Here is a 15917-nt window from a genome sequence, read left to right on the forward strand (position 1 = left end):
GGAGATTTCAGGCGGCGACGATGGCCGATTGCACGGCGCCGGCCAGCTGCAGCTGCACGTCGAAGGCGGCGACGATGCCGGCCGCCAGGTCGCTGCCGGAGGTGGAGCCGATCGCCAGCACGCTGGCCAGCGCGCCGTCCAACCCGTGCGGATCGCCCACCACCAGCTCGCGCAGCAGCACGATCACGCAGTCGCGCACGCGCCCCTCGCTGGCCGCGCGCAGCATCGCCACGCTGATCGCGTTGGTGCGGCGTTCGGCGCCGTGGACCATTCGCACCCCGACGTCGCGCAGGGCCATGCCGGGGCCGCCGGGCAGGCGCAGCACCGCCATCAGCCCGGCGAGGAAATCGTCGCCCGACGGCGTCAGGCCCGGTCCGAGTCCCACCATGGCCTGGCCGTGCCGGCATGCCGCATCGAGGTCGCCGGCGGCAAGTGCCGCGCACAGCAAGTCGCGGCGATGCGCCAGCAGCGCGTCGAGTTCCCGGCCCAGCGCCGAGGTGCAGGCACCGTGCAGCCAGCGCTGCGCGAGCACCTGCTGCACGAGGTCGAGGTTGCGTCGCAGCCGTCCTTCGTGCGCGGGGTAGGCCGGCAGCACGGCGCGCCAGGATCGTGCGCCGCCGAGCGCCATGTCGATTGCGCCGGCTATGGTCAGCCGGTCGGCGCCGGCCTGGACGAGGTCGCCCGGCGCCACTCCGGCGACGGCCAGCGGCCCGTCGGCGACGGCCGTGTCGGGAGCGTCGTCGACGCCCGCCGCGGCAACGGTGAACAGGTCGCCGCCCGCGGACTGCAGGTTGACGACCCGCTCGAAGACGCTGTGCACCGTCGCGCGCGCGGCGAGCCGGCGCCAACGGGCGTAGCCCTCGGCATCGATCGACGCGGCGCGCAAGGAGGGCATGAGCTAAGCCACGCCCGCCGCGTTGCGCCGGTCGGCGGGCACGGCTTCCTCCAGGTCGGCATCGGCCACGATGTGGGTGCCGGTTTCGCCGCGCAGCGCCGGCACCGCCGACTCCAGGCTGGTGATGATGGCGCGCCGCCCGCCGCCTTCGAGGAAGTGGATGGCCGCCTGCACCTTGGGACCCATGCTGCCGGCCGGGAACTGGCCTTCGGCCTGGTAGCGCCGCATCTGCGACAGCGAGACGCGCGACAGTTCCTGCTGGCTCGGCTTGCCGAAGTCGATCGCGACCCGCGGCACCGCCGTCAGGATCATCATGTCGCGGATGCCCAGCACGTTGGCCATGGCGGCCGTGGTGAGGTCCTTGTCGATCACGGCCTCGACGCCGTGCCGGCGCCCCTGTTCGTCGCGCACCACCGGAATCCCGCCGCCGCCGCCGGCGATCACGACCGTGCGCAGGCACATCAGCGCCTCCACCAGAGAGATGTCGCAGATGTGCATCGGGTACGGCGATGGCACCACGTAGCGCCAGCCGCGGCCCGAGTCCTCCCGCACCGAGACGCCCAGTTCGTCGGCCAGCGCCCTGGCCTCGCGCTCGGTGAAGAACGGGCCGACCGGCTTGGTCGGGTTGCCGAAGGCGGGATCGTGCGGGTCGACCTCCACCTGCGTCACCAGGCCGACCACGTGGCGCGGGCTGCCGGCCTCGCGCAACGCGTTCTCGAAGGCCTGCGACAGGATGTAGGCCGTGGCACCCTGCGTCTGCGCCACCAGGATGTCCAGCGACTGCGGCGTGACGCGTTCGCGCGCGATCGCGTTGGCCAGCAGCAGCTTGCCCACCTGCGGGCCGTTGCCATGGGTGATGACGAGCTGGTTGTCCAGGAGCAGCAGCGGCAGCATCGCCCTGGCCGTCTGCGCGGCGATGATCCGCTGGCCCTGGGGCGAGTCGTCGCTGCCGTTGGCGTCGAGCGCGTTGCCGCCGACGGCGACGATCAGCCGGCGCGGAATGTCGACCGGATTCCTCATGCGGCCACCCCCGTGACGACGAACGGCACCTGCAGTTCGATCAGCTCCGTGTCCTCGCCGCCGCCGTCGTCCCAGCGGAACATCGCGAACTCGCCGGGCGCGCACAGTGCCACGCGTGGCGCGTGCCAGACGTTGGCGTCGTAGTTGACGCCCTGGCTGCCCGAGGCGACGAAGGCCCGCGCCTGAGCCGGCAGCGGCGCGCCGTGCGCGTCCGACGGACAGACCACGACCAGTTGCCGGGTTCCGTTCATCGGCACGAACGTCTGGTTGGAATGCGGATGCCGCTCCAGGGCCGTCACGGTGACCGGCAAGGGCTGCGGTGCGATCCGCATCCACGTCAGGTTGGGCTGCGCCTGCGTACGGCCGTTGTGCATGCGCGCGAGGAACGGGCGGCGCCCGGCGCCGTCGCCGGTGCCGGCGATGACCTGGCCGAATGGCGCGAACGCTCGCTCGGTCAGCGGCTCGGCGATGATCTCGACGGTCGTCCCGGCTTGCGGCAAGACGGTCATGGCCTGGCTCCTTCGCGGCGCTGCTCCAGCCATTTCGCGATCCGCAGCAGGTTGGCGTCATCGCCCCTGGCGGCCACGAGCTGTGCGCCGAGCGGCATGCCGTCCTCGCCGCGCAGCATCGGCAGGCTGATGGCCGGCACCCCGCACAAGGTCCAGATCGTGCAGAACATCGGGCTGCCGGTGGATTCGAGCCCCAGCGGCGCCACGCCCTGGGTGGCCGGCGTCAGCACGGCGTCCCATTCCGAAAACAGGCGGGCCAGCGCCAGCCGCAGGGCCGCGACGCCGTCGAGCGCGCGGCTGTAGTCGACGGCAAGGTGGCGCTGCCCGCGCTCGATCATCTCGCGCAGCGCGGAACTGAGCCGGTCCTTGCCGCTGGCGTACTCGGCGGCGAAGCTGCTCGCCAGATCGGTCTCCATGATGGTGCGATGCCATTGCACGGCCGATCCGAACTCGCGCGGCAGTTCGACCTCGTGCGCGAAATCGCTCCACTGCGCGGCGAGCGATGCGAATGCGTCCTGCGTCGCGCCGCTCGCCTGCGGCCACTGCGGCGTCCTGACGAAGGCGATGCGGGGCGGGCGACCGCCCGCGAAGCGCCAGTCGTCCAGCGCCAGGCTCGTGTGCGGCGGCACGTCGGGGTCCTTCCCGTCGTGCACCAGCAGCTCTCGGGCGATCAGCGCGACGTCGTCGACGCTGCGCGCGAAGACGCCCACATGATCGAGCGCCAGCGACTGCTTGAGGACGCCGTGCCGCGAGATGGAACCATGCGAAGGCTTGAATCCATGCACGCCGCAATAGGACGCGGGTCGCAGGACGGAGCCGTTGGTCTGCGTGCCGATCGCCAGCGGGACCATGTTGGCCGCGACGGCCGCCGCCGAGCCACTGGACGAGCCGCCCGGCGTGCGCCGCGGATCGTGCGGATTGGTCGTCTTGCCCGGCGCGTACACCGCCAGTTCGGCGGTGACCGTCTTGCCCATGATCACGGCGCCAGCCGCGCGCAGCAGGGCGACGGCCGTGGCGTCCGCGGCGGGACGGCGGCCGGCGTGCAGCACCGTTCCGTCCTCGGTGGGCATGTCGGCCGTGTCGAAGATGTCCTTGATGCCGACCGGAATGCCGTGCAGCGCGCCGAGCGCCGCCCCGGCGCGCTGGCGCGCGTCGGCAGCGCGGGCCTGGGCGAGCGCGTGGTCCGGATCGAGCCAGGTCCAGGCACCGACCCGCGCCTCCACCTCGGCGATGCGCTCCAGGCAGCCGGCGACGAGTTGCTCGGACGTCAGTTCGCCGCGGCGGATCGCTTCGGCGGCGGAGCTGGCGGTCATCTCGTTGGGACGCATTGCCGCCGCTTCCTCAAGCAGCGACGGCGCGCTGGGCCGCGAACGCTTCGAGCGCCTGCTCGAAGCACGCCATCGGCACCGCCGTCAGCCCAGCGCCGATCTGGCCGACGCCGGGACGGCGGCAGGCGATGCCGGTGTTGATCACCGGCGTGATGCCGGTCTGCACGACCTTGCGGATGTCGATGCCCAGCGGCGTGCCGCGGAAGTTGAGCGACGGCAGCTTGAACGCCTGGTTCTCGCCGGCGGTGATCTCGTACATCTTCATCGTGGTCTCCAGCGCGAACTGCGGCGTGCCGCCCACGTATTCGACGACGGCCGGCGCGCCCGCCATCGCCAGCGAGCCGAGCCCGATGGTCTCGGTGATCGCCGAGTCCCCGAGGTCGGGATTGGCGTCCTGCGGCCCGAAGCCGGGGAAGTAGACGCCTTCGATCATCGGCGCCGGCGCCGTGAACCAGCGGTCGCCCAGGCCGCTCACGCGGATGCCGGTCTCGTGCCCGTTGCGGGCGATCGCCGTCACCAGCGTGCAATCGTCTATGCCGCTGGCCGCATCGAGAATGCCCTTGCACCCGGCCATGACCATGTTGAGGATGAAGTGGCCGGCCTCGTCGATGAACTTCAGCGCGCGGATCGCGTCGGCCCGTTCGGCCACCGACACCAGGTGCGGCGCGAGCCGGGCCAGCAACAGCGGATTGCTCGCCTTGTTGCGGTTGTGCATCTCGTCGCCCATCTGCACCGCCTGCGCGACGATGGCCTTGATGTCGATGCCGCCGGCTTCCTGCAGGGCGGCCGCGAGCATCGGCGCGAGCTCGTGGTTCATCCAGCGCAACTTCGCCATCACGGTTTCGTCATAGGCTCCGTGGCGCAGCACCTTCCCGATGCCCATGTACAGCGTCGAATAGGTGTCGACGCCGAACGGCTCGTTGCGCACGACGTTGACCTGCATCGACGGCGTGATGATCCCCGACATGGGGCCGATGCAATGGTGGTGGTGCCCGGAGTCGAAACGCAGCGCGCCGCGCTCGGCGAGCGCCACCGCCTCCTCGGGTGTCTTCGCCCAGCCCTCGAACATGCTGGCGCCGATGATGGCGCCGCGCATCGGGCCGCACATCTGTGCCCAGGCGACCGGCGGCCCCGCGTGCAGCACGGTGTGTTCATCCATGCCGGGAACGACTTCGCGCGCCTGGCGCACGCCGGTCCACACGGCCGCGCCCTGCTGGATGCGGCGCAGGCATTCCTCGTTGGCGGTCCTGATGCTCATCTGGTGCTCCGGTCGTTCGGCGTGGTCTGGGGAATCGGTTCGGGCTCGTCTTCCAGCTGCGCCAGCAGCGCGGCGAGGCGGACGTTGCCGCCCGCGGGAGGCCGCCAGTCGACCTCGACCACCGCGACGCCTTGCGCGCGCAGGTCGGCGGCGAAACCGGCCAGCCCGATGTTGACGACCCGCGGCGGGTCCTGCAGAAGGATCGGCAGCATCACGCCTCCTCGGTGAGCCATTGCGCCCGCAACGGCGGCCGCACCAGCATGGCGGCACAGCGCGCCGCATCGGAATTGGTGGCGAGCACGGAGATGCCCGCCGCCTCGAGCGTGGCGCGCTGCGCGGCAAGGTCCTGCGGATCCCGTGCGGTACCGAGAATCGACGCGACGCATGCGAGTCCCCGTCCCTCGGCAGCGGCGACGTCGCGGGCCTGGAGCACGGCGGCGGCGAGCGGCTCGGCCGGGTTCTCGTGCGCGCCCTGCCCCAGGACCAGGTCCACCAGCAGCACGCCGACCCGCGGGTCGCGCGCCGCCTCCAGGATCTTGTCGGTGCGAACGGCCGGGTCGATCATGGGGTGCGGACGGCCGACGGTGTATTCGTCGTCGCCGAGGTCCAGTACCCGGTGCGGATGGTCCGTACCGCAGGCCGATCGCAGCAGGTGGCCCGTTTCGTACGCCAGCGTGCCGCCGGTGTAGAGTCCCACGATGGTCTTGCCGGCGGTCTCGCCGCCGGCCCGCGCGACGGCCCCCCGGACCGCCGCCGGATCGGTCAGGACGCCCGCCTTGAACGGCTGGCGCGCGAGCAGGGCCACCGCGGCGTCGGCCGCCTGGTCCAGCGTCTCGACCCACACGGTGCGGCCACTGACGCGCGGCCCGGTGCCTATGCAGCAGACCACGGCCGGCTTGCGCAGCGCGTCCAGCTTCGCCTCGATGCGCGCCAGCACCGACGGATGCGGCGGCTTGGAGACCAGCACGATCGCTTCGGTCCCCGGATCCGCCGCCAGTGCGTCGAGGGCGAACAAGGTCATCGCGCCGCCCACCGCCTTTGAAAGGTCGCGGCCGCCGACCCCGATCCCGTGCGAGATGCCTTCGCCGAGCGCGTCCAGCCGCGCGGCGACGGTCTGCAGGCCGGTGCCCGACGCCGAGACGCACCCGATGCGCCCGCGCGCCACGAGATTCGCAAACCCGATCCCGGTGCCGCCCAGGTACGCCGTACCCTGGTCCGGACCCATGCAGAACAGTCCGCGCGCAACCGCCTCCTGCTTCAGCGCGATCTCGTCTTCCAGCGGCACGTTGTCGCTGAAGATGAACAGGTTCAGGTTGCGCCGCAGCGCCGCCATCGCTTCGTGGCGCACGTAGGCGCCGGGCAGCGAGATGGCGACCAGGTTGGCATCGGGCATCTGCCGCAATGCCGAGTCCAGCGAGCGCGGCCGGAACTCCGCGGCGCTCTCTACCGCCTTGCGGGTGGCCTGCAGCATCTCCTTGATGGCGGCGACGGCGCCGGCGGCCTCTTCGTCGCTCGCGGCCTGCACCGTGACGATCAGGTCGTTGGGCCCGGCCTGCCGCGCCGCCTCGGTCGCCAGCCCCGCCTGCTGCAGCAGCGCCTGGTTGGCGGGCGTCCCCATGAACAAGGCGACCTCGCGCACGCCGGGATGCTGGCGCACCTGGCCGGAAATGCGCATGAGGATCACCGAGTCCTGGTAGGTTGATGCCAGGACTTCCGTGTACAACTTCATTGTTCTCCCCTATCCGGCCATCTTGCCGGGCAGCCAGGTGACCATCGCCGGCCACGCCATCATCAGGAGCGTGAACAGCAGCATGATCACTACGTACGGCAAGGCGCCCCAGATCGCGTCCTCGATGCCACCCTTGTCCGGCCGGATGCCGTGGACCACGAACAGGTTCATGCCCACCGGCGGCGTGATCATTCCCATCTCGCACATCAGCACGATGAAGATGCCGAACCAGATCGGGTCGACGCCGACGGCGGTGGCGATGGGGAAGGTGATCGGGATGGTGGCCACCTGCATCGAGAGCACGTCCATGAACATGCCCAGTACCAGGTAGAACACGATCAGCGCGAAGATGAGGCCGGTGGCGGACAGGCCCAGGCCGGTTACCCACTTGGTCATGGCGTCGGCCACGCCGGTGAGGCTGATGGTGAGGTTCAGGATGAACGCCGCCGTGATGATCAGCAGGATCATGCCGCTGATGCGCGCCGTGGAAATGAAGCAGGTGCGCATCACCTCGCGGGTCAGCTTGCCCGACTGCCAGACGAAGAACAGCGCCACCACGACGCCGAGCGCGGCGCTTTCGGTGGCCGTCGCGATGCCGAAATAAAGGCTGCCCATCACGATCCCGAACACCACCAGCGGCGGCACCAGGTAGGCCAGCGTGCGCACCCGCGCGCTCATCGGCACCGGTTCCTCGCGCATGGGGTTGCCGCTGGCGACGTTGGAGACGTAGATCCAGAACATGAATGCCGACGTGAGCAGCAGGCCCGGAATGATGCCGGCGATGAAGAGCTTGCCGATCGAGGTGCTGGTCAGCGAGCCGTACACGATCATGTTGACCGACGGCGGGATCAGGATCCCCAGCGTGCCGCCGGCGGCCAGCGTCCCGAGCGACGCGCGCATCGGGTAGCCGCGCTTGCGCAGCGAAGGCAGCGCAACGGTGCCGATGGTCGCGGCGGTCGCCACCGAGGAGCCCGACGTGGCGGCGAACAGCGCGCAGCTCCCGATGTTGGTGTGCAGCAGCCCGCCGGGCAGGCGGCCGAGCCAGGCCGACAGCGCGATGTACATGCGGTCGGCGATGCCCGAGCGCAGCAGCAGTTCGCCGAGCAGCACGAACAGGGGGATGCAGGTGAGCAGGTTCTCGTTCTGCACGCCCCAGACCACCGGCGCGATCGAGTCCATGAACGGCATGCCATAGGCGGCGACGCCGCCGACGATGCCCACCAGCACCATGGAAACCGCGATCGGCATGCCGACCAGCATCATGGCGAGCATCGCGAAGAACGCGAGCGAGATCATGCCGACGTTCATGGCGCTCTCCCGCCGGCGCCCTGGCGCGCGCTGAGGTCGTCGAGCTCCGCCTTCAGTTCTTCCTTGGTGCTCTTGGGATGGAAGTCGCGGTTGAGCGCCGCCAGGTCGCCACCGAACAGGAGTGCTGTGGCGCGCAGCGCGTACCCCGTGGCGACCAGGGCGAATACCACCAGCCCGGCGTACCAGACGCTCTGCGGCCAGATCAGCGGCGTCTGCCAGGGCGTGGGTGCCGTGCTGCGGTACTGCAGCGTGTCGCCTATGACCTTGAACGCCACCACCGCGATGAAGATGCCGAAGGCGGCCATGGACACGATGGAGATCCAGTTCAGCCAGCCTTGCACGCGCGGCGGAAACATCTCGTGGAACACGTCGACGCGGATGTGGTTGCGCCCCATCAGCGCCAGGCTGAAGGCGATCGTGCAGCCCACCGCCAGCGCATAGCCGCCCAGCTCGTCGGCGCCCTGCAGGGACACGTTGAACAGCTTGCGCGCCAGCGTCTCCACGGTGACCACGAAGGCCAGCGCCAGGAAGACCAGGCCGAAGACGGTGCCCAGGAGGCCCTCGATCCGCTCCCTGGTGGAAGCGCCCGCCGCGGCGGCGGGGGCTTCCAGCGGGCGCGCGCCGAGCATGTCGGTGCTGTCGGCGCGGGAGCTCATTTCATCCCGATCGCGGGGCCGACGGTGGTCTTCCATTGCTGCGAGCAGCCGGGGTTCGACTTGTCGCAGACCTCCGCCCAGGCCGGGAACGACACCTTGGTCACGGCGCCGCGCACCAGTTCGAGGTCGGCGGGCGACACCGGCACGTTGACCAGCTTGAACTTCTTGCCGGTGGTGCACGGATCCTTGTTGGTGTTGCAGTTCAGCGCATCCTGGAACAGCTCCTCGGAGTACTTCCACACTTCCTCGGTCTGCTTGTCGAAGGCCGCCTTCAGCTTGGCCTGCTGGTCGGGCTTGAGCGCGTTCCACGACTTCATCGTCATGGCGTAGCCGTTCAGCGCCATCTGGAACCCGATGGGCATCTGGTGCGTGCTCACCTCGGGCCAGCCGGCGGAGTTGGCCGAACTGGCGCCAGTGATGGCGCAATCGACGACGCCGAGCGAGAGCGCCTGGTGCGTGTCGGCGAAGCCGACCGGCACCGGGGTGCCGCCCACCATTTCGATGAACTTGGCCAGGCTCTGGTCGTAGACCCGGACCTTCATGCCCTTGACGTCGGCAAGCTTGGTGATCGGCTTCTTGCAGAACAGCACCTGCGGGCCGAACGGCCAGAGGCCCATCAGCTTGACGTTGAACTGCTGCTGCAGCCGCTTGTCTATGGTGTCGAAATAGGCGCTGGCGACCTTGCGCGCCGTGGCGTAGTCGGGGCTCGCGCCGACCAGGTCCAGGCCCAGCAGCGTCGGCTCGTCGCGCGTGTTCTGCGCGATGCGCAGCGACACCAGGTCGAACAGGCCGGCCTTCATGATGCGCAGCTGCTCGGTGTCCTTGATGCCTAGCGTGTCGACCGGCTTGTAGTCGACGTCGATCGGCAGGCCGGTGCGGGCGCCGAAGTTCTCGAAGAACGGCTGCTCCTTGTTCTTCTGGATCAGGCCGGTGGCGAGCGGCTGCCCGATCGCCTTGAACTTGATGCGCTCCTGCGCCTGCGCGGCCGGCGTGAGGGCGGCCGCCAGCAGCAATGCGGCCAGCGTATGGAATGTGGTGCGCAACTTCATGGGGAGCTCCGTGGTTGGTGGACGGGAGTCGGCGAGTCCGTCGCCGGCGGGTGAGGATTGGCGTTGGCGCCGGCCAGCAGCCGGGCGATGGCGGGAGACAGTCCCTGGTTCGGCTTGGTCGGCGGCGGCGCGAAGCTCCCGCCTTCGGGGTGGGCGCCGCGCAGCGCCGCCAGGTTGGCGGCATGCCGCACGGCGCTGGCCACCCCGTCGACCACGGGCACCGGCAACCTGACGCTGCGCGCGAGGCCCGCCAGCGGGGCGCCGGCCAGCACAATCACGTCGGCGCCATCCTCGCGGACGGCGCGTTCGGCCAGCACCTGCAAGGCCGGGGCATGTTCCTGCTGGACGCGGTCGATGCGCTGCAGCGGCGCTTCCAGCGAGCGGATGCTGGCCAGCCGCGCCCCGAAGCCGTTGGCCTCGATCACCTCGCGGTACCAGGCCTGGATCCGGTGCGAGATCGCGATCACGGAGAACCGCCCGCCGAGCAGTTGAACGCTGGCGAGTGCGGCTTCGGTGAGGCCGGTGACGGGCACCGGAAGCACTTCGCGAAGCCCCACGAGTCCCGGGTCGCCGAACGCGGCGACCACGACGGCGTCGAAACGGTGATGGTGTTCCGCGGCCAGCTCCGCGGCGGCGTAGGCCCCGACCAGGGCCTCGAACCGCGTCTCGATGTAGGCGACCCCGAACCGCGCCGTCATCACTTCGACCTCGGTGCCGGCACCCGCGCTGCGCCGGGCCTCCGCCTCGATGAGCGCGGACACGCTCGCCGAGATGTTGGGGTTGATCAGCAGCAGCCGCATCTGGAGGCCTCGAGGCGCGTGGCGGGGCTCGTTCCCGCAGGGAACCGGCCTGGCCACGGTGCGACGGATTGCATACAGGATTGTCGACAACAGTTCCGCGGCATTCTGTCGAAGCGACCGCGATCCGTCAAATCCCGACACGCCCAGTGGGTTGCTCATCCGGGTTTGCCTGTATACGCTCCGAGGGAGAAATCATGGCGGGGAGCGCAAAGCGCGAATATATGTCTACACCGTTGTTGACAATTGATCCAGCGCAGTGGCACAGTGTTGCCCCATGGAACTGGTGAAACCACGCCGCAGGGCCGTCGCTAGAATGCACACGCCCGTGGTCACCCCCGCCCCGCCCATGCCTGCCAGCGCGCGCAAGAACACCCGGCGCATCGAGCGCGAGAACACCGTCGACGAGATCTACGAGCGCATCTACGTCGCGATCCTGGAGCACCGGCTGCATCCCGGGACCAAGCTCGGCGAGGAGCGCCTGGCCGACATCTTCGGCGTAAGCCGGGCCCGCGTGCGCGAAGTGCTGGCCCGGCTCGCGCACGAACAGATCGTGGAGCTGTTTCCGCAGCGCGGCGCGTTCGTCGCCAAGCCGACCAAGGAGCAGGCGCGCGACGTGTTCGAGGCCCGCCGGCTGATCGAACCGGCGGTGCTGCGGCGCCTGGTGGACACGCTGACGCCCGAGAAGATCGCCCGGCTGCGGCAGCACCAGGAGCTCGAGGCCGACGCCCACCGGCGCGAGGACAAGCGCGCGATGGTGCGGCTCTCGGGCGAGTTCCACACGCTCGCCGCCGAACTGGCCGGCAATTCCGCGCTGGCCCGGACCATGCGCGAACTGTGCATGTTGACGTGCCTGACGATCTTTCTCTACGACGCGCCGACCTCGACCAGCTGCCGCAACGACGAGCACGAACTGATCATCGACGCGATCGCGAAGCGCGACCGCGCGCGCGCCGAAAAGCTGATGCTGGCCCACCTCGATCACATCGAGCACAGCCTGGACCTCGACAGCCACGCGGTCGACGTGGACCTGGAGGCCATCTTCCGCGAGTAGCGGCTGCCACGGGCCGGGCCCGGCAGCGTGCTCGCACCACCCAAGGAGCGCCCCATGCTGAACCTGAATTTCCATCCCGCCGGCCGCCACTTCCTGGGCATTCCGGGACCGAGCCCCGTGCCGGACCGGCTGCTGCGCGCGATGAGCTATCCCACCATCGACCACCGCGGGCCGGAATTCGGCGCGCTGGGGCGGCAGGTGCTGCAGGGCCTGGCCGCGGTCTTCAGGACGCAGCATCCGGTCGTGGTGTACCCGTCCTCCGGCACGGGTGCCTGGGAAGCCGCGCTGGTCAACACGCTCAGCCCGGGCGATCAGGTGCTGATGTACGAGACCGGCCATTTCGCGAGCCTCTGGCACAGGATGGCGCTGCGCCTGGGGCTGCAGCCCGAATTCCTGGGCCTTCCCGGCGCGCAGGGGTGGCGCCACGGCGTGGATGCCGGGCGCATCGCCGACCGCCTGCGGGCGGACACCGGCCACGCGATCAAGGCGGTGTGCGTCGTGCACAACGAAACGTCCACCGGCGTCACCTCCGACATCCCCGCGGTGCGGCGCGCGATCGACGCGGCCGGCCATCCCGCCTTGCTGATGGTCGACACGATTTCCAGCCTGGCCTGCGTGGACTACCGCCACGACGAATGGGGCGTGGACGTCACCGTGAGCGGATCTCAGAAAGGGCTGATGCTGCCGCCGGGCATCAGCTTCAACGCGCTGTCGCCCAAGGCGCTGGCGGCGTCGAAATCGGCGCGCCTGCCGCGCTCCTACTGGGGCTGGGACGAGATCCTGGAGTCCAACAAGACCGGGTACTGGCCGTACACGCCCAACACCAACCTGCTCTATGCGTTGTCGGAAGCGCTCCAGATGCTGCAGGCCGAGGGCCTGCCGAACGTGTTTGCCCGCCACGCCCGTCTGGGCGAGGCATGCCGGGCCGCGGTGCGCGCCTGGGGCCTGGAGATCCAGTGCGCCGACCCGAAGCTGTACTCCCCCGTGCTCACCGGCGTGGTGATGCCCGAAGGCGTGGATGCCGACCGGGTGCGCGACCTGATCTGGCGGCGCTTCAACCTGTCGCTGGGGACCGGGCTCGGCAAGGTCAAGGGCCGCATGTTCCGCATCGGCCACCTGGGCGACTGCAACGACCTCTCGCTGCTGGCCGCGGTGGGCGGCTGCGAGATGGGACTGAAGCTGGCGGGAGTGCGGGTACGCGAGAGCGGCACCGCGGCGGCCATGGAGCATCTTGCGGCGACCGGCAGCGAGCTGCGCGCTGGGTGAATCCATCCCCCGCGGCACCGCGCCGCGGCCGAAGCGGGAACATGACGCAGAGCAAGGCATTGCGCGATCAACATGGTTTTTTGAAGCGCCCATGTTTCCAGGCAGGCGCCCATGTCGCATGATGGAGTAGCGTTTCAGGCTGTCGAGCAAGAAGGAGAGCATTCCATGGCTGAACTGTCACAGGCCGAACAAGCCCTGCGCGAGGCCGCGCGCGAATACCACCGCCTGCCGTCCCGGGGCAAGATCTCGGTCACGCCGACCAAGCCGCTGTCGAACCAGCGCGACCTGTCGCTGGCGTACTCGCCCGGCGTCGCCTACCCCTGCCTGGACATCCAGGCCGATCCGTCGCTCGCGGCGCAGTTCACCTCGCGCGGCAACCTGGTCGGCGTCGTAACCAACGGCACCGCCGTGCTGGGCCTGGGCAACATCGGTCCGCTGGCCGGCAAGCCGGTGATGGAAGGCAAGGGCTGCCTCTTCAAGAAGTTCGCCGGCGTGGACGTCTTCGACATCGAACTGGCCGAGACCGATCCGGACAAACTGGTCGACATCATCGCGGCGCTGGAGCCGACCCTGGGCGGCATCAACCTCGAGGACATCAAGGCGCCGGAGTGCTTCTACATCGAGAGCAAGCTGCGCGAGCGGATGAACATCCCGGTGTTCCACGACGACCAGCACGGGACGGCCATCATCTCGTCGGCCGCCCTGCTCAACGGACTGGAGCTGGTCGGCAAGAAGATCGGCGACGTGAAGGTCGCCGTCTCGGGCGCCGGCGCGGCCTCCATCGCCTGCCTGGACGTGATGGTCGGACTGGGGGTGAAGCGACACAACGTCTACGTCTGCGATTCCAAGGGGATGTTGTACGAAGGCCGGCCCGGCGGCTACGACAAGTCGAAGGCGAAGTACGCGCAGAACACCGACGGCCGCACGCTGGCCGACGCGGTAAAGGACGCCGACGTGTTCCTCGGCTGCTCGGCCCCGGGCGTGCTGACGGCGGAGATGGTCAAGACGATGGCGCCCAAGCCCATCATCCTGGCGCTGGCCAATCCGGAGCCCGAGATCCGCCCCGAGCTGGCCAAGTCGGTGCGCCCCGACTGCATCATCGCGACCGGCCGCTCCGACTACCCGAACCAGGTCAACAACGTCCTGTGCTTCCCCTACATCTTCCGCGGCGCGCTGGATTGCGGCGCGACCAAGATCACGGAGGCGATGAAGCTGGCCTGCGTGCGCGAGATCGCGGACCTGGCCAAGGCCGACATCAGCGAGGAAGTGGCCAACGCCTACGCCGGCAAGGAGCTGTCGTTCGGACCGGACTACCTGATCCCGACGCCGTTCGACTCCCGCCTGATCCTTCGCATCGCGCCGGCGGTCGCCAGGGCGGCCGCCGAATCCGGCGTGGCCGAGCGGCCGATCACGGACTTCGACGCTTACCGCCAGAGCCTCACCCGCTTCGTCTACCAGACCGGCATGATCATGCGGCCGGTGTTCGAGGCCGCCAAGGCCGCGAAGGCGAAGCGCCGCGTGGCGTTCGCCGAGGGCGAGGACGAGCGCGTGCTGCGGGCGGCCCAGTCGGCCCTGGAAGACGGCGTCGCCACGCCGATCCTGATCGGCCGTCCGGCCGTGATCGAGGCGCGCATCGCAAAAGCGGGGCTGCGCATGAAGCTGGGCCAGGACGTCGAGTGCGTCAACCCGGAAAGCGACGCGCGCTTTCGCCAGTACTGGGAGACCTACCACGGCATGATGGGCCGCCAGGGCATCACGCCCGAGGCCGCCAAGGCGGCCGTGCGGCGCTCCAACACCCTGATCGGCGCGCTGGCGATCCACCTCGGCCACGCCGACGCGATGCTGTGCGGCCTGGTCGGGCGCTTCGACCAGCACCTGGACCACATCCGCAACGTGATCGGCACGGCCAAGGGCGCGCCCGGCTTCGCGACGCTCAACGCGCTGATGCTGCAGGAGCGCACGCTGTTCATCGCCGATACCTACGTCAACGACGATCCCAGCGCGGAGCTGCTCGCCAGCATCGCGGTGATGGCGGCCGACGAGGTCAAGCGCTTCGGACTACCGCCCAAGGTGGCGTTCCTGTCGCACAGCAACTTCGGCTCGTCGTCGCGCGGCTCGGCCCGCAAGATGCGGCTGGCGCGCGACCTGTTCGGCAAGATGGCGCCCGACGTGGAATGCGACGGCGAGATGCAGGGCGATTCGGCCCTGTCCGAGGCGGTGCGCCGCGGCGCGCTGATGGACAGCAGCCTGAGCGGAGAGGCCAACCTGCTGATCTGCCCGACGCTGGACTCCGCCAACATCCTGTTCAACGTGCTGAAGATGACCGGAGGCCATGGCATCACCGTGGGCCCGATCCTGCTGGGTGCCGCCGCCTCGGTGCACGTGCTCACGCCGTCGTCGACGGTGCGGCGGGTCCTCAACATGGCGGCGCTGGCCGCCGCGGGCGTCGCGTACGCCTGACGCAACGCAGCCGGCGGACGCATCAACGTCCGCCGGGCTGTTCGCGGGTCAAACGGAAAACAAGGCGCCCGGCTGGCACCGGGCGCCTGAAAGCTGTGTCACGGGCCGGCCGGCCGGGCTGCCTGCTGCGGCAGCCCTGTGCGGCGGCGAGGAGTGGCGCCGTGGGGTTCTGCTTAGCGGACGCGGCCGCGGCGGAACAGGTTGACGATGGCCAGCAGGATCACCGCGCCGATCAGCGACACGATGAACGAGCCGATGCTGAAGCCGTCGTTGATGGTGCCGGTGCCGACCATGGGCGAGATCAGCCAGCCGCCGATGAAGGCGCCGACGATACCGACCACGATGTTGAGCAGGATGCCCTGCTGGCCGTCGGTCCTCATGATGAGGCTGGCGAGCCAACCGACGATACCGCCGACGATCAACCAAATGATGAAATTCATCTTCAGACTCCTATGCCGCGAACGGCGTGTTGTTGATAGCGGGCCGTTCCCCGAGGGGTTTCGACCACCCGCCGCCAAAACGAACGGCCGGTGAAGCGCAATATGGTCGGCGGCCCATTGCCGCGGCGTAGTCGCCTGTAAAGGCTCA

At 69.6% G+C, this 15917-nt stretch carries 15 protein-coding genes; 3 read left to right on the forward strand and 12 right to left on the reverse strand.

The features are described 5' to 3' along the window. Positions 1 to 7: 7 nt before the first annotated feature. The 11 genes from RAMLITH_RS21145 to RAMLITH_RS21190 are packed head-to-tail and all read right to left on the reverse strand — an operon-like array spanning position 8 to position 10552. Complete coding sequence (locus RAMLITH_RS21145) at positions 8 to 895, reverse strand: oxamate carbamoyltransferase subunit AllH family protein (protein WP_168109437.1); 888 nt, start codon at positions 893 to 895, stop codon at positions 8 to 10. 3 nt (positions 896 to 898) lie between these two features. Continuing rightward, complete coding sequence (locus RAMLITH_RS21150; protein WP_168109438.1) at positions 899 to 1915, reverse strand: carbamate kinase; 1017 nt, start codon at positions 1913 to 1915, stop codon at positions 899 to 901. Next, positions 1912 to 2424 carry an ureidoglycolate lyase gene (locus RAMLITH_RS21155; protein WP_168109439.1) on the reverse strand — a complete coding sequence of 171 codons (513 nt, stop codon included), beginning with the start codon at positions 2422 to 2424 and terminating at the stop codon, positions 1912 to 1914. The genes RAMLITH_RS21150 and RAMLITH_RS21155 overlap by 4 nt, the downstream gene beginning before the upstream one ends. Beyond that, positions 2421 to 3752: an amidase gene (locus tag RAMLITH_RS21160; protein ID WP_168109440.1), complete on the reverse strand. Its 1332-nt coding sequence runs from the start codon at positions 3750 to 3752 to the stop codon at positions 2421 to 2423. Before RAMLITH_RS21160 ends, RAMLITH_RS21155 begins: the two co-directional genes overlap by 4 nt. 13 nt (positions 3753 to 3765) lie before the next feature. Next, positions 3766 to 5010: a YlbE family protein gene (locus RAMLITH_RS21165; protein WP_181017807.1), complete on the reverse strand. Its 1245-nt coding sequence runs from the start codon at positions 5008 to 5010 to the stop codon at positions 3766 to 3768. Further along, positions 5007 to 5222 (reverse strand): hypothetical protein, encoded by a 216-nt coding sequence (locus RAMLITH_RS25505; RefSeq protein ID WP_181017808.1) that lies wholly within the window; start codon positions 5220 to 5222, stop codon positions 5007 to 5009. The genes RAMLITH_RS21165 and RAMLITH_RS25505 overlap by 4 nt, the downstream gene beginning before the upstream one ends. Next, complete coding sequence (gene fdrA / locus RAMLITH_RS21170) at positions 5222 to 6739, reverse strand: acyl-CoA synthetase FdrA (RefSeq protein ID WP_168109441.1); 1518 nt, start codon at positions 6737 to 6739, stop codon at positions 5222 to 5224. The genes RAMLITH_RS25505 and fdrA overlap by 1 nt, the downstream gene beginning before the upstream one ends. Before the next feature lie 9 nt (positions 6740 to 6748). Beyond that, the gene (locus RAMLITH_RS21175; RefSeq protein ID WP_168109442.1) at positions 6749 to 8047 is read right to left on the reverse strand and encodes a TRAP transporter large permease; all 1299 of its coding nucleotides are present in this window, start codon (positions 8045 to 8047) and stop codon (positions 6749 to 6751) included. Further along, positions 8044 to 8703, reverse strand: a complete 660-nt coding sequence (locus RAMLITH_RS21180; RefSeq protein ID WP_238344314.1) for a TRAP transporter small permease subunit — start codon at positions 8701 to 8703, stop codon at positions 8044 to 8046. Before RAMLITH_RS21180 ends, RAMLITH_RS21175 begins: the two co-directional genes overlap by 4 nt. After that, positions 8700 to 9752 (reverse strand): TRAP transporter substrate-binding protein, encoded by a 1053-nt coding sequence (locus RAMLITH_RS21185; protein ID WP_168109443.1) that lies wholly within the window; start codon positions 9750 to 9752, stop codon positions 8700 to 8702. Before RAMLITH_RS21185 ends, RAMLITH_RS21180 begins: the two co-directional genes overlap by 4 nt. Then, a complete protein-coding gene (locus tag RAMLITH_RS21190) occupies positions 9749 to 10552 on the reverse strand; it encodes an aspartate/glutamate racemase family protein (protein ID WP_168109444.1) in 804 nt (267 codons plus the stop codon). Before RAMLITH_RS21190 ends, RAMLITH_RS21185 begins: the two co-directional genes overlap by 4 nt. Before the next feature lie 346 nt (positions 10553 to 10898). Here RAMLITH_RS21190 and RAMLITH_RS21195 point away from each other — a divergent pair, with 346 nt between their 5' ends. From RAMLITH_RS21195 to RAMLITH_RS21205, 3 genes are all read left to right on the forward strand, one after another. Next, on the forward strand, positions 10899 to 11603 hold the full coding sequence (locus tag RAMLITH_RS21195) for a GntR family transcriptional regulator (protein ID WP_168109626.1): 705 nt from the start codon (positions 10899 to 10901) through the stop codon (positions 11601 to 11603). 54 nt (positions 11604 to 11657) lie between these two features. Beyond that, a complete protein-coding gene (locus RAMLITH_RS21200; protein WP_168109445.1) occupies positions 11658 to 12869 on the forward strand; it encodes a pyridoxal-phosphate-dependent aminotransferase family protein in 1212 nt (403 codons plus the stop codon). A gap of 165 nt (positions 12870 to 13034) precedes the next feature. Beyond that, positions 13035 to 15329 carry an NADP-dependent malic enzyme gene (locus RAMLITH_RS21205; protein WP_168109446.1) on the forward strand — a complete coding sequence of 765 codons (2295 nt, stop codon included), beginning with the start codon at positions 13035 to 13037 and terminating at the stop codon, positions 15327 to 15329. A gap of 173 nt (positions 15330 to 15502) precedes the next feature. On the opposite strand, the gene RAMLITH_RS21210 is transcribed toward RAMLITH_RS21205, so the two are convergent. Further along, on the reverse strand, positions 15503 to 15769 hold the full coding sequence (locus tag RAMLITH_RS21210) for a GlsB/YeaQ/YmgE family stress response membrane protein (protein WP_168109447.1): 267 nt from the start codon (positions 15767 to 15769) through the stop codon (positions 15503 to 15505). Between the last annotated feature and the right edge of the window lie 148 nt (positions 15770 to 15917).

Source organism: Ramlibacter lithotrophicus (assembly GCF_012184415.1).
GTDB lineage: Bacteria > Pseudomonadota > Gammaproteobacteria > Burkholderiales > Burkholderiaceae_C > Ramlibacter > Ramlibacter lithotrophicus.

Coding starts and splice junctions, on each gene's coding strand:
- RAMLITH_RS21165 (WP_181017807.1), bottom strand. CDS start 5,010: ATGAGCATCAGGACCGCCAACGAGGAATGCCTGCGCCGCATCCAGCAG.
- RAMLITH_RS21195 (WP_168109626.1), top strand. CDS start 10,899: ATGCCTGCCAGCGCGCGCAAGAACACCCGGCGCATCGAGCGCGAGAAC.
- RAMLITH_RS21175 (WP_168109442.1), bottom strand. CDS start 8,047: ATGAACGTCGGCATGATCTCGCTCGCGTTCTTCGCGATGCTCGCCATG.
- RAMLITH_RS25505 (WP_181017808.1), bottom strand. CDS start 5,222: ATGCTGCCGATCCTTCTGCAGGACCCGCCGCGGGTCGTCAACATCGGG.
- RAMLITH_RS21185 (WP_168109443.1), bottom strand. CDS start 9,752: ATGAAGTTGCGCACCACATTCCATACGCTGGCCGCATTGCTGCTGGCG.
- fdrA (WP_168109441.1), bottom strand. CDS start 6,739: ATGAAGTTGTACACGGAAGTCCTGGCATCAACCTACCAGGACTCGGTG.
- RAMLITH_RS21160 (WP_168109440.1), bottom strand. CDS start 3,752: ATGCGTCCCAACGAGATGACCGCCAGCTCCGCCGCCGAAGCGATCCGC.
- RAMLITH_RS21155 (WP_168109439.1), bottom strand. CDS start 2,424: ATGACCGTCTTGCCGCAAGCCGGGACGACCGTCGAGATCATCGCCGAG.
- RAMLITH_RS21210 (WP_168109447.1), bottom strand. CDS start 15,769: ATGAATTTCATCATTTGGTTGATCGTCGGCGGTATCGTCGGTTGGCTC.
- RAMLITH_RS21190 (WP_168109444.1), bottom strand. CDS start 10,552: ATGCGGCTGCTGCTGATCAACCCCAACATCTCGGCGAGCGTGTCCGCG.
- RAMLITH_RS21150 (WP_168109438.1), bottom strand. CDS start 1,915: ATGAGGAATCCGGTCGACATTCCGCGCCGGCTGATCGTCGCCGTCGGC.
- RAMLITH_RS21205 (WP_168109446.1), top strand. CDS start 13,035: ATGGCTGAACTGTCACAGGCCGAACAAGCCCTGCGCGAGGCCGCGCGC.
- RAMLITH_RS21180 (WP_238344314.1), bottom strand. CDS start 8,703: ATGAGCTCCCGCGCCGACAGCACCGACATGCTCGGCGCGCGCCCGCTG.
- RAMLITH_RS21200 (WP_168109445.1), top strand. CDS start 11,658: ATGCTGAACCTGAATTTCCATCCCGCCGGCCGCCACTTCCTGGGCATT.
- RAMLITH_RS21145 (WP_168109437.1), bottom strand. CDS start 895: ATGCCCTCCTTGCGCGCCGCGTCGATCGATGCCGAGGGCTACGCCCGT.